Source organism: Methylobacterium sp. E-045, assembly GCF_022829685.1.
Taxonomy (GTDB): domain Bacteria; phylum Pseudomonadota; class Alphaproteobacteria; order Rhizobiales; family Beijerinckiaceae; genus Methylobacterium.
The window spans coordinates 40,730-63,154 of the sequence record NZ_JAKSYE010000099.1 but is presented as its reverse complement, the minus strand read 5'-3'; the positions used below and the strand labels follow the sequence as shown (position 1 = coordinate 63,154).

Genomic DNA, 22,425 nt, shown 5'->3' with positions numbered 1-22,425 from the left:
CCCCTTGGCTGCGAGGGGCGCGGCCTATTCGGCCGCGAACAGACCCGGCATCTCCGGCTCGGCGCTTCCCGGCAGGAGCGCCTTGGGGTCGCCCGGCCCGGTCTCGCAGCCGAGGACGGGCAGGGCGATGACGCGCAGCCCGCGAAAATCCGTGCGGCAGACGATGGTGCCCCGCGTCTCCACATAGGCGAGGAGCCGCCGCGCTCGGCCAGGGGAGCGGCTGCCGATGGCCCGCGCCAGGGCCTCGTCGCCGGGGCAGGGCTCTCCGGCCAGGGCCGCGCGGGCGAGCAGCAGGAAAAGGCCCTGGACCTCGTCGGGCAGGCTGGCGGCGGCGGCCTGCGCCTCGTCCCAGCGCCCGTCCCCGTCGGCCGGGGAGGCCTGCCCGTCGAACCCGGCCCGCGCCACGCCGAGGCGGCGGCGGAAGGCGGCGAGGGTGAGGGATTCGCCGTCGAGCCCGCGCATGCGGCAGCGGACGAGAAAGTCCTGGTAGATCACGGCCACGGGTTGACGTCCCGCATCGGGATCGGCGGCGATGCCGCGCAGCACCTCGTCGAGACCGGCCCGCAGGTCCTCCTCGCTCAAGGGGGCGGGGGCCTCGACGGGCTCCGGCCGGTAGGCGCTGAGCTCGCGCAGGAGGTCGGCGGGGCTCGCACGGGGCGTCGGCGGGGTGCGCGGTGCCGGGGCCCAGGAGGCCGGCCCATCCTCGGGCGAACGGGTGAGGATGAGGGCGCGCAGATCCGCGTCGGCGGGGGCGGGAAGCGGTACGAGCTTGGGCGAACCCGAGCGCGCCGAGGTGGAGACCGGACCGATGCGCAGGGCCAGCGGCCGGCGGCTCAATGCGGGGCCGAGGGCCACGAACTCGCCGCGGGCGAGATCGCGGAACCGCTCGGCGCCCCGGCGGTCGAGGCCGAGGAGGTCGGCGGCCCGCGCCATGTCGATGTCGAGGAAGGTGCGGCCCATGAGGAAATTCGTGGCCTCGGCCGCCACGTTCTTGGCGAGCTTGGCGAGGCGCTGCGTGGCGATGATGCCGGCGAGCCCACGTTTGCGGCCGCGGCACATCAGGTTGGTCATGGCCCCGAGGGAGGCCTTGCGCGCCTCGTCGGAGACGTCGCCGGCGGCGGCGGGGGCAAAGATCTGCGCCTCGTCGACGACCACGAGGACGGGATGCCAATGGCTGCGCTCGGCCTCGAACAGGCCACCGAGGAAGGCGGCGGCGGCGCGCATCTGCGCCTCCATGTCGAGGCTCTCCAGGGTGAGGACCACGGAGACCCGGTGGGCGCGCACCCGGGCCGCGATGGCCTGGAGGTCGCCCTCCCCGTGAGCGCCGTCCACGACCACATGGCCATAGGCCTCGGCGAGGGTGACGAAATCGCCCTCCGGGTCGATGATCACCTGCTGGACCGAGCCCGCGCTCTGTTCGAGGAGGCGGCGTAGGAGATGCGACTTGCCGGAGCCGGAATTGCCCTGGACCAGGAGCCGGGTGGCCAGCAGCTCCTCGAGATCGAGCCGGGCGGGCTCTTCGCCCGACCCCATGCTCAGACCCATCTCGATCCCCACCGTCATTCCCGCTCCGCTGTCCCGCATCCCGCCCGCGACCGGTCCGACCTTAGCACGGATGGGAGCACGGATGGGCCCATGGTGCGGAGCGTGAGGCGATACGTCCACAGGCACGAGCCTCCCGGGCATAAGCCGGAATGCCTAGGCTAGTTTACCTGGGCTATTTATCTTAGGATAAAAGTCTTATGCCATGGCATTCCTCAAGGCTTCGGCACGTGTCCGGAGCCGCACCGTCGAGCGTGGAGCGCTGCATTTTCCTGCAGGCCACCCTTGCCGCCCTGCCCCGCGCGTCTAGGTTCCGGTCTCATGAACTCAGTCCTCATCGTTGCCCTGGTCTGCGCCTCGACGGTCCAGGCCCCCGACTGCTCCCGCGAGACGGCCCTCGACGTGATCACGGGGCCGGCCCACACGCTTCAGGAGTGCATGATGCAGGGGCCGGTCCTGGCGGCCAATGCCGGCCATGGCGACGATACGGGCACCTACGTGAAGACCCGCTGCGAGCCGCGGCGCTGACCCGGCCGGAAGCGAATCAGCCAGGAACGAATCTCCCATGAGCGACGATGTCAGCCCGGACCGGGCGGTGATGATCCGCCTGCGCGCCCGCCTCGCGGTGGTGGAGCGCGCGGCCTGGTTCGGCTTCGCCGAGGCGATGCGCCGGCAGCCGGAGGAAACGGAAGCCTATATCGCCGCCGAGCGGGCCAAATGCGCCGCCGGGTTCGCCGGCCCGACCTGGGCGCGCGACCTCAGCGAGGCGGAGCGGGCCCTCCTCGGCGCCGAGGTCGATGCGGGGCTGGCGCAGCTGGTCGAGGACGCCAAGGGGGAGTGAGCCACCCGGCCCCTCACCCATCCCTTCCCCGGGCGGGTCGGGCGTGAGCGGAACCCGATCCGGATCTCATCGGGAGACGTCGCGAAGCGGTCAAAACACTTCGCGCAAAACTCTTCGGGTGAGTGGCATGAGCCGCTCACGCAGCGCTACTTGAGTTGGGTTCCTGATCACCCTCCGCCTCGCTCCGGGCGTCCGGGGAATGGGGCGCCGGGAAACCGTTTTGGCCTCTACCCGCCCCACAGATCCCGCCAGGCGGGAGGCATCGCCAGCCCCGGCAGGCCGGTCGCCGCGTGGATGCCGATGGCGACCGCGCGGGCGAGGGTGTCGGCCGCCGCCGCGCCGATACGGGCGAGGTCGGTGACGGGATCGCCAAGCGGCACGGCCCCGGTGGAGACCGCGAAGACCACGTCGCCGTCGAGGGGCGTGTGGACCGGGTGGATCGCCCGCGCCAACCCGTCCTGCGCCATCACCGCGAGGCGGCGGCACTGAGCCTTGGTGAGGATCGCGTCGGTGGCGACGAGGGCCAGGGTGGTGCTGGTGCCGGGCGGGGCCTCGCGCGGCCAGGTGAAGGCGTCCGCCGGCATCGGATCGGGGAAGCCGAGGCCGCCGAACTCCCCCTCCCGCTCGAACGGCGCCGCCCAGAAGCGCCGCCCCTCCCCCACCGTGACCCGCCCGAAGGCGTTGACGGCCACGAGCGCGCCGACCCGTACGGGCGTGCCGTCCACGAGGGACGAAGCCGAGCCGAGACCGCCCTTGAGATTGGCCGTGCGGGCGCCGTAGCCCGCCCCCACGGTGCCGAGGCCGAAATCCTCGGACGCCGCGGCAGCAGCCGCATAGCCGAGGTCGCGATAGGGCGAGAAGCGGCCCCAGTTCTTGTCGCCGCCGTTGAGGAGATCGAACAGGATCGCGCCGGGGACGATGGGGACGCGGACGTCGCCGATGGAAAATCCCCTCCCCGACTCGGCGAGCCGGGCGACGACGCCCGCCCCCGCGTCGAGGCCGAAGGTCGAGCCGCCGGACAGGACCAGGCCGTCGATGCGCTCCACCGTGCGCTCGGGGTCGAGGAGGTCGGTCTCGCGGGTGCCCGGCCCGCCGCCGCGCACATCCACGCCCGCCACCACGGCTGCGTCGAACAGGATCGCGGTGGTACCGCTCGCCACGCGCGCGTCATGGGCGTGGCCGACCCTGATGCCGGCGATGTCGGTGATACGGTTGCGCATCCAGACCCTCCGAATCTCCCTCAGAACGATCGCATGCCGCGGCGTTCGGGGCCAGCGGTGACGGGTTCCGGCGGCGCCTTGGCCCTCCGTGCCGCGCGGAAGGAATCGGCGGCATAGAGCGCCAGCGCCAGCCAGATCAGGACGAACAGGACCAGTCGATGCGGCTCCAGCCGCTCGCCGTAGACGAGGACGCTGAGCCCCAGGAGGCAGGAGGGGGCGAGGTATTGCATCAGCCCGAGGGTGGAGAGGGTGAGGTGCTGTGCGGCGGCGGCGAACCAGATCAGCGGCAGGGCGGTGGTGGCGCCGGTGAGGAGCAGGAGGCCGAGGCGGACGGGATCGCCGTTCACCACGGAGGGGGCGGCGAAGAGGAGATAGAACGCGGCGGCGGGCAGGAGCAGGAAGGTCTCGGCGGCAAAGCCCACCATGGCGTCGACGCCCACCACCTTGCGCGCCAGCCCGTAGAGGGAAAAACTCGCGGCGAGGCTCAAGGACAGCCAGGGTAGGTGTCCGGCCAGGACCACCGCCAGGACCACGCCGGCGGCGGCGAGCCCCACCGCCACGGCCTGGACCGGCCGCAGCCGCTCGCCGAGGACGAGGGCGCCGAGCGCCACGCTCATCAGCGGATTGATGAAATAGCCCAGGCTCGCATCGAGCATGTGACCGGACTGGACCGCCCGGAGGTAGAGCAGCCAGTTGACGCCGATCAGCCCGGCCGAGACGACGAGGAGGAGATGGCGCCGCCTCAGGGGAAACGGATTGCGGATCCGCCGGCGCAGGATCGCCAGCAGGCCGACCACGAGGACGCTCGACCAGACGATGCGGTGAGCCAGGATGCTGCCGGCCGGCACGGCATCGAGCAGCCGGAAATGCACCGGCACGACGACGCCCCAGCTCAGATAGGCACCGAGCGCGTAGATCAGACCCACAACGTTCCTCCCCCCTCCGCGAGGTTGAGACGGGGCTTACACCAAGTCTCGCGGGACGGCTCCGATCTGGACGCCGTGCGGGTCCGCGACGGGATGGCCGTGATCAGGAGCGGCGGGGCGGCGATGGCCGGGTGTCGACGCCTCCCGCCAGAACGGCGATGTCCCGGTCGAAACCTGTCGCCCCCCGTCGACCGCCCGGTCCCCTGGCAGGCGCGGGAAGAATCCGTTTCGCGGCGTAGAACCCCGAAAGCGGCCCTTGGACCATTCGGTCGCCCGACGCGCGAAACCGTCACTTCCGCAGCGGCACGCCCTTCGTGGTGAAGCGCGGCGCGCCCGGATGGCGCATGGGTCGCGGCTGCCCCTTGCCCGAGCCCGTTCCCGGCGGCTGCGAGAACGGAATGAGCTGGTCCGGCCTCGGCCCGATGAGATCCGCGCGGCCCATCGCCCGCAGCGCCTCCCGCAACAGGGGCCAGTTCTCGGGATCGTGGTAGCGCAGGAACGCCTTGTGCAGCCGGCGCTGCCGCATCCCCTTGATGGCGTCGACGGGCTCGCTGCCGCCGCGCCGCACGCCCTGCAGCGGATTGATCTCGGTGTGATACATGGTCGTGGCCGTCGCCATGGGCGAGGGCAGGAACGTCTGGACCTGGTCGGCGCGATAGTCGTTCTTCTTGAGCCAGACGGCGAGGTTCATCATGTCCTCGTCGGTCGTGCCCGGATGCGCCGCGATGAAATACGGAATCAGGTAGTATTTCTTGCCGGCCTTCTTGGCGGCGGCGTCGAACATCTCCTTGAAGCGGTCGTAGGTGCCGATTCCCGGCTTCATCATCAGGTCGAGGGGGCCGCGCTCGGTGTGCTCGGGCGCGATCTTGAGACGGCCACCGACGTGGTGGGTCACGAGTTCCTCGACATATTCGGGGCTCCGCACCGCGAGGTCGTAGCGCACGCCGGAGGCGACCATCACCTTCTTGACGCCCTCCACCTCGCGGACCTTGCGATAGAGCCGGATCAGGTCGTCGTGCGAGGTGTTCAGGTTCGGGCAGATGTCCGGAAACACGCAGGACGGCAGCCGGCACGCCGCCTCGATCTTCGGGTCCTTGCAGGCCATCCGGTACATGTTCGCCGTCGGCCCGCCGACATCCGAGATGACCCCCGTGAAGCCCGGCGTCTTGTCGCGAATGAGCTCGATCTCGCGCAGGATCGAGCCTTCCGAGCGGTTCTGGATGACGCGGCCCTCGTGCTCGGTGATGGAGCAGAAGGTGCAGCCGCCGAAGCAGCCGCGCATGATCGTCACCGAGAACTTGATCATGTCCCAGGCCGGGATCTTCGCGTCGCCGTAGGAGGGGTGCGGCGCGCGGGCGTAGGGCAGGTCGTAGACCGCATCCATCTCCTCGCTGGAGAGCGGGATCGGCGGCGGGTTCAGCCACAGGTCGCGGTCGCCGTGGCGCTGGACGAGGGGGCGGGCGTTGCCGGGGTTGGCCTCCCGGTGCAGCACACGGCTTGCACGGGCATAGGCCTCCTTGTCGTCCTTGACCTCGTCGTAGGCGGGGAGCCGGATCACGGTCTCGCCCGGGCGGCGCATGGCGGCCTCGTCGGCCGAATCGAGATCGTCGGCGGGCAGCTCGGTGCAATGCTCGGGCACGCGGCGGAACAGGGCGACGCCCCGGACCGAGTCGAGCTCGTGCGGCGCCTCGCCGGCCGCGAGGCGGTTCGCCACCTCGACCACGGCGCGCTCGGCATTGCCGTAGAGGAGGAGATCGGCCTTGGCGTCCGCCAGGATCGAACGGCGCACCTTGTCGGACCAGTAATCGTAATGGGCGATGCGGCGGAGCGACGCCTCGATGCCGCCGAGGATGATCGGCACGTCCTTGTAGGCCTCGCGGCAGCGCTGCGTGTAGACGATGGTACAGCGATCCGGGCGGGCGCCGCCTTCCCCGCCCGCCGTGTAGGCGTCGTCGCTTCGCAGGCGCCGGTCCGCGGTGTAGCGGTTCACCATCGAATCGAGATTGCCGCCGGTGACGCCGAAGAACAGCGTCGGCCGGCCCAGTGCCTTGAACGGCTCCGCCGATTGCCAGTCGGGCTGCGCGATGATGCCGACCCGGAACCCCTGCGCTTCGAGCAGCCGGCCGATGATGGCCATGCCGAAGCTCGGGTGATCGACATAGGCGTCCCCCGTCACCAGGACGATGTCGCAGGAATCCCATCCGAGCGCGTCCATCTCGGCGCGGCTCATGGGCAGGAACGGCGCCGCATTCCTGAGAGGCCGCAGGTTGCAGGCGAGGGGAGCCACGGATCGGCGTGCGGAGGTTTGGAGGTCCATGGGGTCCGTGCATAGACCGCCGAGGCCGCGAGCTCAACGAAAGGCCGTTTTCGAACACCGGGCGTTCAAACACTTTCGGTGGCCCGAGATGGGTGGCGAGCCGCTTGCCCGGCCTGAACGGGTGCCGGCCGCTTCGACATCTCGACCGGTCGAACGCGTCACACCGCGCTCCGCCGCCCGAGGACCGGGCCGTCCCCGGTCAGCGCCGCGAAGGGGTGATGGGGTCGCCGCGCAGGAGGGCGTTGAGGCGTTCGGTGTCGAAGCCGTCCGTGGCCTTCGGCTTGGCCGGGGCGGGTTTGGCGGACGCGGTCTTCGTCACCGGGGACTTGCCGGCCGAGGAGGAGGGCTTCGCGGAGGCGGGCCTAGCGCCCGTCGGGCGGGGGGCCACGGGGCCGGTGGTGGAGAGGTCGCCCGGCTCGAGCAGGGTCGGAATCGAGCCGGTATCCTGCGGCTCGTTCACGACGGGGGCCTGCACCATCCGGGGCGCGGGCGCCGGCGGGAGATGGGCCAGCCGATCGGCGCTGACGAAGCCGATCGCCAGGACGCTCAGCCCGAAGACGCTGCCGATGACGAGGAAGCGCAAGATACGCACGCGATACGCTTTCTACAAATACTCAACACCTTGATCACCGGTTCTAAACCACGGCCGTTAACGAACCCGAGCATGGGCGGCCGGCCGGACCGTGCCATTTTCTGACCCCTTCTCCCGTCACAGGATCTGGCTGAGGAAGGCCTGGGTGCGGGCGTGGCGCGGCCTGTCGAAGAACTCGGCCGGCGGCGCCACCTCGATGACCTGGCCCTCGTCCATGAACACCACGCGGTCGGCGACCTCGCGGGCAAAGCCCATCTCGTGGGTGACGCAGAGCATGGTCATGCCGCCGCGCGCCAGTTCGGCCATGGTGTCGAGCACCTCCTTGACCATTTCCGGGTCCAGCGCCGAGGTCGGCTCGTCGAACAGCATCACCTTCGGGCTCATGCACAGGGCGCGGGCGATCGCCACGCGCTGCTGCTGCCCGCCCGAGAGCTGGCCGGGAAACTTGGCCGCCAGCTGCGGGATGCGGACGCGCTCGAGATAGCCCATCGCCAGCGTCTCGGCCGCCGCCCGGCCCATCCGCTTCACGTGGATGGGGGCGAGCGTGCAATTCTCCAGCACGGTGAGATGGGCGAACAGGTTGAAGTGCTGGAACACCATGCCGACCTCGCGGCGCACGGCGTCCACGCTGGCCTGCGCCCCGGTGAGTTCGAGGCCGTCCACCCGGATCGTGCCCTGCTGATGCGCCTCGAGGCCGTTGATGCAGCGGATCAGGGTCGATTTGCCCGAGCCCGAGGGGCCGCAGATGACGATCTTCTCGGCTTTCGCCACCGTGAGGTCGACGTCGCGCAGGACGTGGTGGGCGCCGAACCACTTGTTGACGCCGGAGAGCGCGACGGCGGGGGAGGTCTCGGTCATCGTCTCTCTCCCGCTGCGAGGCGGCGCTCGATGAACCCGGCATAGCGCGCCATGCCGAAGCAGACCGTGAAATAGACCAGGGCGGCGAAGGCGTAGGCGGTGGCCGGGATGGTGGCGGCCGACCAGCGCGGGTCGGCGCGGGAGGCCTCCAGCACGCGGATGAAATCACTGATGCCGACGATGGAAACCAGGGTCGTGTCCTTGAACAGGCCGATGATGGTGTTGACGATGCCGGGCAGCGCGACCTTGAGCGCCTGGGGCAGCACGACGAGGCGCAGGCTCTGGGCCTGGCTGAGGCCGAGGGCGGCGGCGGCCTCTTGCTGCCCCTTCGGCACCGTCTGCAGCCCCCCGCGCACCACCTCGGCCATATAGGCGGAGGCGAAGAGGGCGATGCCGACGAGGGGGCGGAGCAGGCGGTCCACGGTGATGTCGCCGGGCAGGAACAGCGGCAGCATCACGTTGGCCATGAACAGCACCGTGATCAGCGGCACGCCGCGCCAGAACTCGATGAAGGCGGTGGAGAGCACGCGCACCACCGGCAGGGTCGAGCGCCGCCCGAGCGCCAGAAGGATGCCCAGCGGCAGGGAGACGACGATTCCCACCACCGCCACCACCATGGTGACGAGGAAGCCGCCCCACAGGCCCGTCGCCACCGACGGGAGGCCAAGCGAGGGCGCGCCGGCAAGCAGCAGGTAGGCGCAGACCGGGAAGGCGACGAAGGCGAAGAGCGCACCGAGATCGCGCCGGGGGGCGCCAAGCCAGAGCATCCATCCGGCGGCGAGGGCGAGCAGAGCGACGGCGAGGTTGGGGCGCCAGCGCTCGGCGGCGGGGTAGGAGCCGTAGGCGAGGTAGTTGATCTTGTCGGCGATGAAGGCCCAGCACGCCCCCACCGGCCGTCCCGCCACCTCCGGCCGGCAGGCATCCCCCGATGCGCCGGTCCAGACCGCGTCGAGAACGAGGAAGCGGAGGGCGATGGGCAGCGCCCAGGCGAGCAATCCCAGGATCAGCAGGGTGGTGAGCCCGTTGGCAAGGCTCGAGAACAGGTTCCGTCGCATCCAGCCGAGGGGGCCGCCGACGGCGGCGGGCGGCGCGCGGGAGGCGACGAGATCGACGCGGATGAATCGCTGCATCGTCAGCGCTCCACCAGGGTCACACGGCGATTGTAGAGGTTCATCAGGAAGGCCGTGGCGAGGCTGATCGTGAGGTAGACCGCCATGGTGATCGCCACCACCTCCACCGCCTGGTTGGTCTGGTTGAGCACGGTGCCCATGAAGACGTGGACGAGGTCGGGATAGCCGATCAGCACGGCCAGCGACGAGTTCTTGGTGACGTTGAGATACTGGCTGGTGAGCGGCGGCACGATCGCCCGCATGGCCTGGGGGACCACCACGAGGCGCAGGGCCTGGCTCCGGCTCAACCCCAGGGCGGAAGCCGCCTCGCCCTGCCCGCGTGCGACGCTGGAGAGGCCGGCGCGCACGATCTCGGCGATGAAGGCGGCGGTGTAGGTGGAAAGCCCGAGGACCAGGGCGGCGAATTCCGGCAGGATCGGCAGGCCGCCCTCGACGTCGTAGGGGCCGCGCGCCGGCCAGTGGAGGACGACCGGGTGGCCGGCGAGCCCCAGCCCGATCCAGGCGAGACCCGGCAGGAGGATCGTGAGGGCGAGCCCCGGCAGCCAGACCCGGACCGGCGGTCGGCCGGTCTCCGCAGCGATGCCCGCCCGCCGTCTCAGCATCGCGATGGCGAGGATGCCGGCGAGGAAGGCCGCCGGCACCAGCCAGGCGGACCCCGAAAAATCCGGGCTCGGCAGGGCGAGGCCGCGCTGCGAGACGAAGGCGCCCCCCAGACTCGCGGGAGCCTCGGCCGAGGGCAGGGCCACCCGCACGGCCACGTACCAGACGAGGAGCTGCAGCAGCAGCGGCACGTTGCGCACCGCCTCGACATACGCGGAGGCCAGTCCCCGCGCGAGGAGGTTCGGCGACAGCCGGGCGATGCCCACCACGAAGCCGATCAGCGTGGCGAGGACGATGCCGAGGGCCGCGGCCAACAGCGTGTTGCAGAGCCCGACGAGAAACGCATCGAGATAGGTCGAGGTCGCGGCCGCATAGGGGATCAGCCGCTGGCTGATGTCGAACCCGGCATTGCGCGACAGGAAGCCGAACCCGGCGACGATGCCCTGTTTCGCGAGCTTCTGCGCGGCGTTGGTGGAGGCGACGTAGACGAGGCCGGCGACGGCGAGGGCCAGGAGGATCTGGAGCGCCACGGCGCGAAGGGAGGTCTTTCGGGATTCAGGCATGGAGCTTATCCGCGAGCGACGACCGTAGGGCGCGCAGTCTCCTCTCCCCGCTGGGCGGGGAGAGGGCCGCAGGGACCTCGTCGTCCCTGCGGCAAGCGAAGGCGCAAGCCGCAGCGAGGGTGAGGGGGTGTACCCGGAAGAGGCTCGTCCGGAATCGCCCCCTCACCCTCGGCTGCCGCCTCGTTTCGGCCCCGACGAGGGGGCCGAAACCCTCTCCCCGCGTACGGGGAGAGGGGACCTCACACACGCCCCTCACCGGATCGGAGGCCCGTATTGCAGGCCGCCCTGATTCCAGAGGGCGTTGAGGCCGCGCGGGATCTTCAGGGGCGTCTGCGCACCGACATTGCGCTCGAAGGAATCGCCGTAATTGCCCACATGGCGGATGATCCGGTAGGCCCAGTCGGTGGTGAGGCCGAGGCCCTCGCCGTACTTGCCCTCGAGGCCGAGGATGCGCTTCACGTCGGGGCTCAGCGCCGATCTGCGCATCTCCTCGACATTGGCCTGAGAAATCCCCGCCTCCTCCGCATCGATCATGGCGTAGTGGGTCCAGGCGACGAGGTCGCGCCATGGGTCGTCGCCCTGGCGGATGCCCGGCGCGAACGGCTCCTTCGAGATTGCCTCGTCGAGGATGACGTGCTCGTCGGGATGCGCCGTCTTCAGGCGCTCGCCGTAGAGGGAGGACTTGTCGGTGGAATAGGCGTCGCAGCGGCCGGATTCGTAGGCGCCCAGCGTCTGCTCGCTGTTGGCGAAGGTGACGACCTTGTAGGTCAGCCCCCGCGTGCGGAACCAGTCGGCGAGGTTGAGCTCGGTGGTGGTGCCCTGCTGCAGGCAGATCGTCGCCCGGTCGAGCTGCTTGACGGAGGCGATGTTCAGGGACTTGCGCACCAGGAAGCCCTGCCCGTCATAGAAGGTGATGACCGGGAAGTTCATGGCGGCGGTGTCGCGCGACAGGGTCCAGGTGGTGTTGCGCGAGAGGACGTCGATCTCGCCCGATTGCAGGGCGGTGAAGCGCGCGGCCGAGGATTGCGGAATGAACCGCACCTTCGCGGGATCGTCGAAGATCGCCGCCGCCAGCGCCCGGCAGAAATCCACGTCGAGCCCGCGCCACTGGCCCTGGCTGTCCGGGATGCTGAACCCGGCGACCCCGCCACTGACGCCGCAGACGAGATGCCCCCGCGCCTTCACCTGGGCGAGGGTGCCTTGGGCGGGACCGTTCTGGGCGAGGGCGGGAGCCATGCAGAAGAGCATGACTCCTCCCATCCAGAACCTCATCCTGCGGTGCTGCGAAGCAGCCTCGAAGGAGCGCTCCAGCCGGTATCGAGCGATCCGGAGGGCTCCTTCCAGGCCGCCGCTGCGCGGCCTCATCTCAGAATGAGGTGAGCGGATCGGACGTGGCGTCGAGGATGCGGGAAGCCCTTTGATCATGCCTGCGCATTGCAGAGGATCGGCAGGCCCGGTCAAGGGCTTCCGCTTGACGCCACCGCACGGGCCGGGCTGAGGTTGCGGTGCAACCGCCCTCCCCCCATACCGGTTTCCATGTCGAACACCCCTCCCCGCGATCCCGCCCGTTTCGGCCCGGCCACCCGCCTCGTCCATGCGGGGCGCGACCCCTCCGCCCAGCACGGCTTCGTCAACACGCCGATCTATCGCGGCTCGACGGTGCTGTTTCCGACCTATGACGACCTGCAGCACCGGCGCGGGCGCTACGATTACGGCACCAGCGGCTCGCCGACGATGGATTCGCTGACCCAGGCCTGGAGCGAGCTCGCGGGCGCGACGGGCACGGTGCTCACCCCCTCGGGCCTGGCCGCCCTCACCGTCGCTCTGATGAGCGTGGTGAGCGCGGGCGACCATCTCCTCGTCACCGACAGCGCCTACCGCCCCACCCGCATCTTCTGCGACGGGGTGCTGAAGCGCTTCGGCGTGGACGTGACCTATTACGATCCCCTCGTCGGCGCCGGCATCGGCGACCTGATGCAGGCGAACACCAAGGCGGTGCTGGTGGAGGCGCCGGGTTCGCAGAGCTTCGAGATGCAGGACGTGCCGGCCATCGCGGAGGTCGCCCATGCGCGCGGAGCCGCGGTCGTCATGGACAATACCTGGGCGACGCCGCTGTTCTTCCCTCCGCATGAACGGGGGGTCGACATCGCCGTGGAGGCGGGCACCAAGTATCTCAGCGGCGGCTCCGACCTGCTCCTCGGCCTCACCTCGGCCAACGAGCGTTACTGGCCGGCGCTCCACCGCACCTTCGAGCATTTCGCCATGTGCGCCGGGCCGGAGGATGCGTTCCTGGCCCTGCGCGGCCTGCGCACGATGAATCTCCGCCTGCGCGAGCACGAGCGCCAGGGCCTCGCCATGGCGCGCTGGCTCCAGGGGCGGCCGGAGGTGCTGCGGGTGCTCCACCCGGCCCTGCCGGAGGATCCCGGCCACGCCATCTGGAAGCGCGATTTTTCCGGCTCGTCCGGACTGTTCGGGGTGGTCCTGAAGCCCGCTCCGGCAAAAGCCGTGGCGGCGATGCTGGACGGGCTCGAACTGTTCGGGATGGGATTTTCCTGGGGCGGCTTCGAGAGCCTGGTCATCCCCTTCGATTGCCGCACCTATCGCACCGCCACGCGCTGGGAGCCGGGCGGGCCGGGCCTGCGCTTCCATATCGGTCTCGAGGAGATGTCGGACCTGCAGGCCGATCTCGATGCCGGATTTTCGCGGTTGCGCGCCGCGATGGGATGAGCCCCTCCCCCTTGTGGGGAGGAGGGTGTCATTCACGGCGCCAGCCAGGTCCCCGCCCACCCGTCGCCGTTCCGCGTCCAGGCGGCACGGCGGTGCCCACGCCGGTCGAGGAACAGGAATTCGAGCCGCGTCGCGCTCACCAGCACCGCACAAAAATTAAGCCGGCCGGCGGCGATGCCGGCGTCGGTCTCCGGCAGGGAATAGGCGTCCCCCGAGGCGAGTTCGGCCCCGGGCTCCGGCGCCACGCCGTAGCAGACGAGGCTCATGGCCAGCGATCCGGCCCAGGCGGCATCCGCCAGCGCATCGTCCGTATGGAGCATGGCCGTACCCGAGACCCGGATCTGGACCTTGCTCGCCGAATCGTAGCCGTGCAGCGCGGCCCGGCCGGAGGCGGCGATCTCGGCGGCCTTGCGCGAGCGGCGGTCGCAGTGGAAGCGCATGCTCCCCGCCTCGGCATCCGCCTCGCGCAGGACGACGGTGCGCACCTGCGGCGCGCCTGCCTCGTCCACCGTGGCGAGGGCCGGCATGTGGAAGGCGTTGCGGCGAAGGGCCGGCCCGTCCTCGAGGAGCCGCCAGAGATGGGCCAGGCTCGCATCGAGATCGTCGTAGAATGCCGGCAGGGGCGTCATGGAACCGCGTCCGCCCCGGACTTGCGACGCTTCTCCTTGAGGATCAGCGCGACGTTGCGGAGATAGATGCCGGTCGAGAGGGCCTGCCCGAAGATGATGACCGGCTCGCGCCGCACCAGCCCGTAGACCAGGGTCATCAGCCCCCCGGCGATGGAGAGGAACCAGAACGAGAGCGGCATGACGCTGCGGCCGGCCTTCTCGCTCGCCAGCCATTGCAGGATGAAGCGGGCGCCGAACACCACCTGGGCCAGGATGCCGAAGACGAGCCAGCCGTCGAACTTGGTGACGAAGATGTCGTAGGCGTAGCCGCCCAGGTCTTCCGAAAGCTGCATCAGCATGGGTCAGGCCTCCCCACCGGTCACGAGAGCGCTCTGCGCCGAAGGATGCCGGTTCGGCGAAAAAGAGCGCGGCAAAACAGAAATCTAGAGCTGAGCCCGGCCCAACGTGGTCGGGCGCAGTTCCGGCGCGACCTCCACCGCCTCGGGCGAGGGCCGCTTGCGGCGGATCAGCCACCACACCCCCGCGAGATCGAGGAGCCCGACCCAGAGCCGGTCGAACAGCCCGTAATTGGAGCGCCCGGTGAAGCGCGGCCGGTCGACCACGTCGGCATGGACCACCCGGTAGCCCTCGCGGGCGACGAGGGCCGGCATGAAGCGATGCAGCGCATCGAAATAGGGCAGCGCCCGATACACGTCGCGGCGGAACACCTTCATGCCGCAGCCGGTATCGCGGGTGGCATCCTTGAGGATGCGGCCGCGCACGCCGTTGGCGATGCGCGATTGCAGGGTCTTCAGGCGACCGTCCTTGCGGCCGACCCGCTGGCCCTGGGCCAGGCCGGTGCCTCGGCCGCCCTCCTCCAGGGCCGCCACCAGAGCGGGGATGAAGGCGGGATCGTTCTGGCCGTCCCCGTCGAGGGTGGCGACGAGGGCGCCGCGCGCCACCGCGACGCCCGAGCGGATCGCCGCCGACTGCCCGCCGCTGCGGGCATGGCGGACCACGCGCAGCCAGGGCCGGCTGCGGCGCAGGTCGGCGAGGATCGCGCCGGTGGAATCGGTGGAGCCGTCATCGACGTAGATCACCTCGAAGGGGCCGAGGCCCGAACAGGCGCGCTCGATCTCGGTGACGAGGCTCTCGACATTGCCGGCCTCGTTCTTCACCGGGACGACGATGGACAGGCGGATGGAGGGGACTGTGTCGGTTTGGGTCACGGGGTCACCGCATAGGCCGAGAGATCGATCCGCCGGCCGCTGTTGATGTTGAAGCCGGAGACCCGGCCGACCGGGGCAGCCTTAACGCCTGTTTCCGCCCGCCGGAACTCGTCCAGGAACGGCTCGGTGACGAAGACGAGGCGGCAGCCGCCCCGGGCGAGGAACTCCGCCGCCTCGGCACCGGTGTTCATCATGGCGAGGTCTGTCCCGATGAGGAAGACGAGGCTCGGCTCGCGATAGCCGAGGCTGGCGACCTTCGGCGCGGCGCAGGGCAGCCCGTCGCGGAGGGCGGCGAGACGCGGCGAGACCTTCAGCGCCGCGAGCACCGGCTGGGTCAGGCCGAACACCGCCGGCGAGAGCAGGGCCGAGGCGAGGACGGCCGCGAGGAGGGCCCGTTCGGGCAGGCGGCGGGCGAACAAGACGAAAGCCAGAATCGCGGCCGCCGAGGCCGCCAGCAGCAGCGGTAGCCCGGCGACGGGGATCACGCGATCGAAGGTCCAGGCGACGGCGACGAGGCCGATGGTCAGCCCGACCGGGATCAGCACAACCAGAGCGGCCACGGCCTTGGCTCCCCGCCTGGCCGGATCGAGGGCGCCGCGCACCACGGCGAGAACGGTGAGGATCGCCACCGCCGGCATCAGGGGCAGGACGTAATGCGGCAGCTTGGTCGGAACCGCCTCGAACAGGATCCAGGCGGGCACGATCCAGGCGATCAGGAAAGCGACGGCGTCGTCGCGCCGGTTGGCGAAGGCGAAGGGCGCGCTCAGCGCCGCGAAGGCGGCCCCCGGCCAGAAGGTGGCGAAGAACACCACGAGATAGGTGCCGGGCGGTGCGCCGTGTTTCTCGGCGGCTCCCCCCACCTTGCCCAGCATGTCGTGGCCCACCGCCTCCCCGAAGAACGCGCCGCCGCTCTTCCAGGCGATGGCGACGAACCAGGGGGCGACGATGGCGAGCGTCAACGCGAGGCCGAGGCCGGGACGCAGGTCCATGAGCCAGCGGCCGGACCGCTCCTTCACCGACACCACGACGGCGGCGAGCCCGACGAAGAGCGGCACCATCGGCCCCTTCACCAGGATGCCGATCGCCATGGCCAGCCAGAACACCAGACGGGTCGTACGATCTGGCCGGCCCCGCGTCCGTCCGGGCGTGATCCGCCCGAGCCAGACCCGCGCCAGCGCGCCCATCGCGGCAACCGAGCAGGCGGTGAGGAGGGCGTCGGTCTTGGCGAGACGCGCTTCGGCCGAGATCATGATGCAGGCGGAGAACAGGAGGGCGGCGACGAGCGCGGCGCGGCGCGGCAGGAAGGCGAGGGCTGCCCAATAGGTCAGCAGGCTCGCCAGCAGCGCGCCGACGAGCGAGGGCACGCGATAGAGCGCGATGGTGGTGCGGGCGTGGTCGATCCCCAGAGCCTCGGCCCCCTTCACCACAGCGGCCTGCGCCCAGTAGATCCCCACCGGCTTCTTGTGCCGCGCCTCGCCCTGGAAACGGATGTCGACCAGGTCGCCGGTCTCGATCATCTGCTTCGAGGCCTGGGCGAAACGCGGCTCGTCCCGGTCCATCGGCTGGAGCGAGACGAAGCCCGGCAGGAAGCAGGCGAGGCAGAGCGCCAGGAGCAGGGCGCAGGCGCGGACATGGCTGGCCGAGGCCGCGCCGATCAGCCCGTCGAGGAAGCCCGCTTCAGGGCCGGGCGGGCCGGCCTGTCCGGCATCGGCGGTTCTCATGAGACGGGACGCGTTGGGGCGGACATGAGGCGGCTCCGGGCCGGCGGGCAGCCCCTGACGATCGGTCGATGCCGCGACGGGCGGCGGTGTCGATGATGCGGGCGGGAAAGTCAAACGCGCCCGCATCGGGCGAGCGCTGCCAGGATCACGCAAAAGCAGCGAAACGACGGCGGTACTCGCCGGGCGTCGCCGCGATCCGCCGCAGGAAGACCCGCCGCAGGGTCTCCTCCGCGCGAAAGCCGCAGCGTTCGGCGATGCGCTTCAGCGGCAGGTCGGTGTCCTCCAGGAGCCGGCGGGCGGCCTCGAAGCGGATGCCTTCGATCGCCTCGGCCGGGCTGCGGCCGGTATCGGCGCGGTAATGCCGCGCGAAGCTGCGGGGACTCATCCCGGCCCGGTCGGCGAGGGCGGGGACCGTCAGATCGGCGCAGAGGTTGTCCATGATCCAGGCGTGGAGATCACCGAACCGGTCGTCGCCGCCCTGGAGCGAGAGGGCGGCGCTGAACTGGGCCTGTCCGCCGGGGCGCTTGAGGAACACGACGAGGTGCCGCGCCACGGCCAGGGACATCTCCCGCCCGAGATCGGCCTCCACCAGGGCCAGGGCGAGATCGATGCCGGCGGTGACCCCGGCCGAGGTCCAGAGCGCGCCGTCGCGGATGAAGATCGGGTCGGCCTCGACCAGGGCTTTCGGATAGCGGGCCCGCAGGGCGTCGCAGCGGGTCCAGTGGGTGACGACGCGGCGGCCGTCGAGGAGCCCCGCCGCCCCGAGGAGAAAGGCGCCGGTGCAGACCGAGGCGACCCGGCGCGACCGGGCGGCCCGCTCGCGCAGCCAGTCCTGGAGGCCGGGATTCTCGAGCTGGGCCTGAACCCCTCGCCCGCCGGCGACGATCAGCGTGTCGAGGGCGTCGGAATCCGGGATCAGCCCCTCGGCCGTCAGCGCCAGACCGGACGAGGTGGCGACGGAGCCGGCGCGTTCGGCGACGACGTCGACCCGATAGGGGGGTGGCCGGCCGGCATCGGCGGAGAGGTCGTTGGCGGTGGAAAAGACCTGGAGCGGACCAGCCACGTCGAGGAGCTGCACCCCCGGATAGGCCAGGATGGCCACGGCCAGGGGCGGTTTCCGGCGCCAAGGGTTTGGCAGGATGCGAGGGTTTTCGGTCATGTCGGCCGGCAGCCTGCGCCGGTATCCTCGGATCCGTCCAGTGGCAGCCCCTTCTTTCGCTGCCCTCACGGAGACGACCGCCATGCCGCAGACCGGGACCCGCTTCGAGATCGGCCTCCTCACCTTCGAGGGGGTGCAGCAGCTCGACCTCACCGCGCCCTACGAGGTCTTCGCCTCGCTGCCGGGCGCGCGGGTCCATCTCGTCGGCCTCGACCGGGCCACCGTCACCAGCGCCACCGGCCTGCCGCTGACCCCGACGACGGATCTCGCCTCCTGCCCGCCCCTCGACCTCCTCTGCATTCCGGGCGGGATTGGCGTGAACGCCCTGATGACGCACGTGCCCTTGCTCGATTTCGTGCGCGCCCAAGCCGAGCGGCCGATCCTCGTCACCTCGGTCTGTACCGGCGCCCTCATCCTCGGGGCGGCGGGGCTGCTGCGGGGCAAGCGGGCGACGACCCATTGGGGCGCCCTCGACCTTCTCGCCGCCTTCGGGGCGATCCCGGTGGACGAGCGGATCGTGCGCGACGGGCGGATCATCACCGGCGGCGGCGTCACGGCCGGCCTCGACTTCGCCCTCGCGGCGGTGGCGGATCTCGCGGGCCGGACGGAGGCCGAGACGATCCAGCTGGCGCTCGAATACGCGCCGGCCCCGCCCTTCTCGGCGGGCCATCCCGGCACGGCCCCGCCGGAGGTGGTCGCCGCGGCCCGCGCGCGATTCGCGGCCTCCCGCGCCGCCCGTGAAAAGATCATCGCGGAGATCACCCGCAACGGGCGGTTCTGAGCCTCAATCGTCGTCGGGTCCGGAGGCGAGGGCATAGACCGCGTCGCCGAGGCGCTGAAACGGACCGTCGGGCCCCGAGCGCTTCCACAGGCGGGTGTTGAGGGCCGCCACCGGGTCGATGCCGGGGACCGACAGGCCGCGCAGGGTCAGGCCCTCCAGGATCTCGGCGGCGTGGAGGGGACGGCCCGCCTCGTCGAGGATCTCGGAGGCCGCCTCCATGAGGAGACGGCCCTCGCGCCGGGCCTGCGACCGGTCGCCGCCGGATTCGGTGGCCGGTTCCCCGTGTCCCGACACATCCGGTCGCGACGCGCTCGGAGCCGGCTCGCGCCGCCCGTCCCCTGTCCCTCCGCCGGGGCCGGACATCTGGCGGCCGATCGCGAGGAAGAGCGTGAGGTCGGCGATGGTTCGCTCGATCCGGGCCCGCTCGCGATGGAGGTCGGAAAGGCGCGCCTCGGCCTCCGCTTCCGTCAGGAACATGATCGCACCTCTGGAATATTCCAATCATGGAACATCTAGCAGAGACGGGAACGGAATGGAATATTCCTCTTCCAACCCCGGACGATACCTCAGCCTGCGAGATCGCGCCGTGACGGTCCTGCTTTCGCCCCGCCGAGTCTGGGGGGCACCAACAGGGCACTGGGATGGGCGGGCTGGAGGATCATGCCGGCCTCGTCGAGGGAGACGGGCAGTTTTGGGAACACCTCCTGCATATGGGCGAGATCGGCCTTGAAGGCCTGCCGGAAGCTGCGGATGCTGGCATTGTCGGCGCCGAACTGGCTGTGCAGGTTGGCCCAGGTCAGCCGCAGCGGGCGCTGCAGGACCCGCAGGCGGTAACCGAGCCAGAACAGGAGATCGAGCTTGCGGGCCGAGCCGGCGAAGGCGCGGGCCGCGCGGATATCCACCGGCAGGGCGTGCTGGATCAGGTTGTCGTAGAAATCCTGGTGGAACTGGACGGTCTTCGACCAGACCTGCCCCTCCCCGGCTCCGTGCGAGAGCCAGAGGTCGAGCTGGCGGAAGGGCGGCACGTTGAGGGTGCTGGCCTTGTCGCTGCCGTCCCACAGGCCGATCTGCAGGGTGCAGGCGGCGAGTCGGTTGAGCTGTTCCTTGAACTGGCGGATCGTCCCGCGCTCGCCGCCGGTCACGGCAAATCCCATCTCCTTCATGAAGCCCGACAGGCTGTCGGCCACGGTGATGGTGGGGCTGCGCTGGCGCACGGCCTCGGTGCAGAGATGCAGGAGGACGAGGCGCGCCTTGGGGCCGTAGGGCAGGCCCTGGAACTCCATCTCGCCATTGACCGGGTTCTTGAGGCGGCCCGCCAGCAGGCTGAGGGAATTCCGACCGTATTCCCGGAAGAACTCGCGGTCGTCGCCGGGATCGCGGTAGGGCAGACCGCAGAGAGCCAGCACGCTGTGGATGTGCTGCAGGTTCTCCGGCAGGGTCGGCTCGTTCTCGATGACCTCGCGCACCGCATCGCGACGACGTTTGTCGCGGGGCATGGCGCCGCGCTTGTCGGCAGCCTGGCGCAGGGTCTCGGCCTCGGCATCACGGGCGCGCTGCCGGTGGAGGATGTGCTCGACGATGCTTCCGAACAGGAAGCTGCCGCGACCGGCCGCGACCTCCTCGAGAAGGTCGGGATCGCGGATCTGGGCGAGCTTCTCCTCGATCCCCATGGCTGTCATCGATACCGGCGGCTCTCGTCACTGAACCTCCGCCATCGCACGATTCCGAGGCCAGGAGTCGCCGGGACCGGATCTTATCCCGACAATCCACGGCGTCGGCAGCCGGGAGATGGGCCGCACCCATGCGGCAATCCCGCCACCGGAGGATGCCGCCTCTTGGCCAACGCAGAGTTCGATACGGACCGGCATTCCGGACTATCCCCATACTTCACCGGCAAACCCCGTTCTCCCCGCAGAATTCCATACGGATCGGCGCAGAATCCCATACGAATCGGCGCCGCGGCAGCGCAGAATCCGGTACGCCGCTACGCAGAGTTGCCTACGGCGCCACGCAGAGTTCGATACGAAAAGGTGGCTCAACATCCGGAAGAACCAAGCGAATTCGCTGCCCCATATAACTTGCTGAACTGACTCTCTAAAAAGAGGTTACTGATATCTTTCCTAAGAGTCCGGAGGTTCGTTCGCTTTACCGGACGGCACGGATTTTCGATCGATATTTTGGAATTTCCAGAATTTCTCCTCTCCCGATCCACAGCTTCGGCACAGACGACGGTGGATCGCGGCTTCTGCGACAGAGGGTTGAGAGAACCACGCCGCGTGGCCTAACGCTGGCCCGGCACTGGCTTCTGCCCCTCCCCGATCCTCCGATTCCCAAGCGTGGTGAACCCGTGATCTCCGAAGAGCCGATCGAGACCCTGCTGCGATTGATGGCGGCCCTGCGCGATCCCGAACGGGGCTGCGCCTGGGATCAGGCCCAGACCCTCGAGAGTCTCGCGCCCTACACGCTGGAGGAGGCCTACGAGGTGGTGGACGCGATCGAGCGCGGCGATCTCGCCGACCTCCAGGGGGAACTCGGCGATCTCCTGCTCCAGGTCGTGTTCCAGGCGCAGGTCGCCGAAGAGGCCGGGAGCTTCGCCTTCGACGACGTGGTCCGGTCGATCTGCGCCAAGCTGATCCGGCGGCATCCGCATGTGTTCCAGGCGGATGGGACGTTGCTGGCCGACGGTCCTGACCACCTGAGCCTGGCGCAGCTCGATGCCAACTGGACCGCGTCGAAAGCGGCGGAGCGGTCGGAAAAGACCGGACGACCCGACCAGGGCGGGAGCGATCTTCTCGGCTCCGTCGCCAAGGCCCTGCCCGCCCTCACCCGGGCCGAGAAGATCAGCCGCAACGCGGCGCGGCACGGATTCGACTGGCCGGACACCGAATCGGTCATCGCCAAGATCCGCGAAGAGGTGGACGAGGTCGCCGACGCGCTCGGGCGGGACGACCCGGGTCATCTCGCCGAGGAAATCGGCGATCTGCTCTTCGCGGTGGTGAATCTCGCCCGGCATTCCGGAATAGATCCGGAATATTCCTTGAAAAAAGGGAATATCAAGTTCGAGAGACGCTTCCACGCCATGGCGGCGCTGATTGCGGAGGATGGGGCAAGCCTAGAAGAAGCCGGTCTTCCTGCCATGGAGGCCGCCTGGCAGCGGGTGAAGCGTTCGGAAGCCTGATCGCCGCCTGGCTTCGGTCCTTTCAGCGGCCCGCGCTTGACCGCCGCCCGAACGGCCAATCGACGATCCGCGTGGCGTGGAGCGCCCACCAGACCAGAACCGGTTGGAGGGCGAGGCGCGGGCCGTGATACCACCAGCTCTCCGGCAGGCCGGGTACCGGGATACCCTCGATGGCATGCTTGATATTGGCCGGGAACACGCAGATCGCGTAGACGGCCAGGGCGTAGCCGGCGGCGCGGCGCGTGCGCGCGAAGAACAGGCCCGCCACGCAGGCGAGTTCGTACAGACCCGTCAGGATGACGACCTGCCTCGGCCAGGGGACCCAATCGGGCATGATCGGCAGGAAGGTGTCGGCGGCGACGAGGTGGAGGAGGCCGATGCCGCCGTAGAGGGCGGCGAGGCCGAGCCGCGAGAGCAGGCGGTGTCGCATGAT

22 protein-coding genes are annotated in these 22,425 nt (G+C 70.1%); 5 read left to right on the top strand and 17 right to left on the bottom strand.

What is annotated here, in order from left to right; translation table 11 throughout:
- Positions 1-24 precede the first annotated feature (24 nt).
- On the bottom strand, positions 25-1,563 hold the full coding sequence (locus tag MKK51_RS19875) for an ATP-binding protein (protein ID WP_243980010.1): 1,539 nt from the start codon (positions 1,561-1,563) through the stop codon (positions 25-27).
- A 300-nt stretch (positions 1,564-1,863) separates the two neighbouring features.
- Between MKK51_RS19875 and MKK51_RS19870 the strand changes: the two genes are divergently transcribed.
- Complete coding sequence (locus tag MKK51_RS19870; RefSeq protein ID WP_243980008.1) at positions 1,864-2,070, top strand: hypothetical protein; 207 nt, start codon at positions 1,864-1,866, stop codon at positions 2,068-2,070.
- A gap of 37 nt (positions 2,071-2,107) precedes the next feature.
- The gene (locus tag MKK51_RS19865; RefSeq protein ID WP_243980006.1) at positions 2,108-2,383 is read left to right on the top strand and encodes a hypothetical protein; all 276 of its coding nucleotides are present in this window, start codon (positions 2,108-2,110) and stop codon (positions 2,381-2,383) included.
- Between the two features lie 227 nt (positions 2,384-2,610).
- Here MKK51_RS19865 and MKK51_RS19860 read toward each other — a convergent pair whose 3' ends face one another.
- The 8 genes from MKK51_RS19860 to MKK51_RS19825 form a co-directional block, all read right to left on the bottom strand.
- Positions 2,611-3,603: a P1 family peptidase gene (locus MKK51_RS19860; protein ID WP_243980004.1), complete on the bottom strand. Its 993-nt coding sequence runs from the start codon at positions 3,601-3,603 to the stop codon at positions 2,611-2,613.
- A 20-nt stretch (positions 3,604-3,623) separates the two neighbouring features.
- Positions 3,624-4,529 (bottom strand): EamA family transporter RarD, encoded by a 906-nt coding sequence (gene rarD, locus MKK51_RS19855; protein ID WP_243980002.1) that lies wholly within the window; start codon positions 4,527-4,529, stop codon positions 3,624-3,626.
- Between the two features lie 289 nt (positions 4,530-4,818).
- On the bottom strand, positions 4,819-6,759 hold the full coding sequence (locus MKK51_RS19850; RefSeq protein ID WP_243980174.1) for a YgiQ family radical SAM protein: 1,941 nt from the start codon (positions 6,757-6,759) through the stop codon (positions 4,819-4,821).
- 286 nt (positions 6,760-7,045) lie between these two features.
- Positions 7,046-7,438: a hypothetical protein gene (locus MKK51_RS19845; protein ID WP_243980000.1), complete on the bottom strand. Its 393-nt coding sequence runs from the start codon at positions 7,436-7,438 to the stop codon at positions 7,046-7,048.
- A gap of 117 nt (positions 7,439-7,555) precedes the next feature.
- Positions 7,556-8,296, bottom strand: a complete 741-nt coding sequence (locus MKK51_RS19840; RefSeq protein WP_243979998.1) for an amino acid ABC transporter ATP-binding protein — start codon at positions 8,294-8,296, stop codon at positions 7,556-7,558.
- Positions 8,293-9,426: an amino acid ABC transporter permease gene (locus MKK51_RS19835; RefSeq protein WP_243979997.1), complete on the bottom strand. Its 1,134-nt coding sequence runs from the start codon at positions 9,424-9,426 to the stop codon at positions 8,293-8,295. Before MKK51_RS19835 ends, MKK51_RS19840 begins: the two co-directional genes overlap by 4 nt.
- A gap of 2 nt (positions 9,427-9,428) precedes the next feature.
- On the bottom strand, positions 9,429-10,589 hold the full coding sequence (locus MKK51_RS19830; protein WP_243979995.1) for an amino acid ABC transporter permease: 1,161 nt from the start codon (positions 10,587-10,589) through the stop codon (positions 9,429-9,431).
- A gap of 252 nt (positions 10,590-10,841) precedes the next feature.
- Positions 10,842-11,825: an amino acid ABC transporter substrate-binding protein gene (locus MKK51_RS19825; RefSeq protein WP_243979993.1), complete on the bottom strand. Its 984-nt coding sequence runs from the start codon at positions 11,823-11,825 to the stop codon at positions 10,842-10,844.
- 300 nt (positions 11,826-12,125) lie between these two features.
- Here MKK51_RS19825 and metC point away from each other — a divergent pair, with 300 nt between their 5' ends.
- Complete coding sequence (metC, locus tag MKK51_RS19820; protein ID WP_243979991.1) at positions 12,126-13,316, top strand: cystathionine beta-lyase; 1,191 nt, start codon at positions 12,126-12,128, stop codon at positions 13,314-13,316.
- A gap of 32 nt (positions 13,317-13,348) precedes the next feature.
- Here metC and MKK51_RS19815 read toward each other — a convergent pair whose 3' ends face one another.
- From MKK51_RS19815 to MKK51_RS19795, 5 genes are all read right to left on the bottom strand, one after another.
- The gene (locus MKK51_RS19815) at positions 13,349-13,945 is read right to left on the bottom strand and encodes a pyridoxamine 5'-phosphate oxidase family protein (RefSeq protein WP_243979982.1); all 597 of its coding nucleotides are present in this window, start codon (positions 13,943-13,945) and stop codon (positions 13,349-13,351) included.
- Entirely contained in the window at positions 13,942-14,283 is a 342-nt protein-coding gene (locus MKK51_RS19810) for a lipid-A-disaccharide synthase N-terminal domain-containing protein (RefSeq protein WP_243979981.1), read from the bottom strand. Before MKK51_RS19810 ends, MKK51_RS19815 begins: the two co-directional genes overlap by 4 nt.
- Before the next feature lie 84 nt (positions 14,284-14,367).
- Positions 14,368-15,153, bottom strand: coding sequence for a glycosyltransferase family 2 protein (locus MKK51_RS19805; protein WP_243979979.1), 786 nt, complete (start codon positions 15,151-15,153; stop codon positions 14,368-14,370).
- A complete protein-coding gene (locus MKK51_RS19800) occupies positions 15,150-16,874 on the bottom strand; it encodes an ArnT family glycosyltransferase (protein ID WP_243979977.1) in 1,725 nt (574 codons plus the stop codon). Before MKK51_RS19800 ends, MKK51_RS19805 begins: the two co-directional genes overlap by 4 nt.
- A 145-nt stretch (positions 16,875-17,019) precedes the next feature.
- The gene (locus MKK51_RS19795) at positions 17,020-18,033 is read right to left on the bottom strand and encodes a GlxA family transcriptional regulator (RefSeq protein ID WP_243979975.1); all 1,014 of its coding nucleotides are present in this window, start codon (positions 18,031-18,033) and stop codon (positions 17,020-17,022) included.
- Positions 18,034-18,115: 82 nt separating this feature from the next.
- On the opposite strand from MKK51_RS19795, the gene MKK51_RS19790 reads away from it, so the two are divergent.
- A complete protein-coding gene (locus MKK51_RS19790) occupies positions 18,116-18,814 on the top strand; it encodes a DJ-1/PfpI family protein (RefSeq protein ID WP_243979973.1) in 699 nt (232 codons plus the stop codon).
- A 3-nt stretch (positions 18,815-18,817) separates the two neighbouring features.
- Here the strand turns inward: MKK51_RS19790 and MKK51_RS19785 are convergent, their stop codons facing one another.
- Together MKK51_RS19785 and MKK51_RS19780 are read right to left on the bottom strand one after the other, a co-directional pair.
- Positions 18,818-19,291: a winged helix-turn-helix domain-containing protein gene (locus MKK51_RS19785; protein ID WP_243979971.1), complete on the bottom strand. Its 474-nt coding sequence runs from the start codon at positions 19,289-19,291 to the stop codon at positions 18,818-18,820.
- Between the two features lie 89 nt (positions 19,292-19,380).
- A complete protein-coding gene (locus MKK51_RS19780) occupies positions 19,381-20,484 on the bottom strand; it encodes a replication protein RepA (RefSeq protein ID WP_243980173.1) in 1,104 nt (367 codons plus the stop codon).
- A gap of 680 nt (positions 20,485-21,164) precedes the next feature.
- Here MKK51_RS19780 and mazG point away from each other — a divergent pair.
- Positions 21,165-21,992, top strand: coding sequence for a nucleoside triphosphate pyrophosphohydrolase (gene mazG, locus MKK51_RS19775; protein WP_243980171.1), 828 nt, complete (start codon positions 21,165-21,167; stop codon positions 21,990-21,992).
- A 22-nt stretch (positions 21,993-22,014) separates the two neighbouring features.
- Here the strand turns inward: mazG and MKK51_RS19770 are convergent, their stop codons facing one another.
- Positions 22,015-22,422: a DoxX family protein gene (locus MKK51_RS19770; RefSeq protein ID WP_243980169.1), complete on the bottom strand. Its 408-nt coding sequence runs from the start codon at positions 22,420-22,422 to the stop codon at positions 22,015-22,017.
- Positions 22,423-22,425 lie beyond the last annotated feature (3 nt).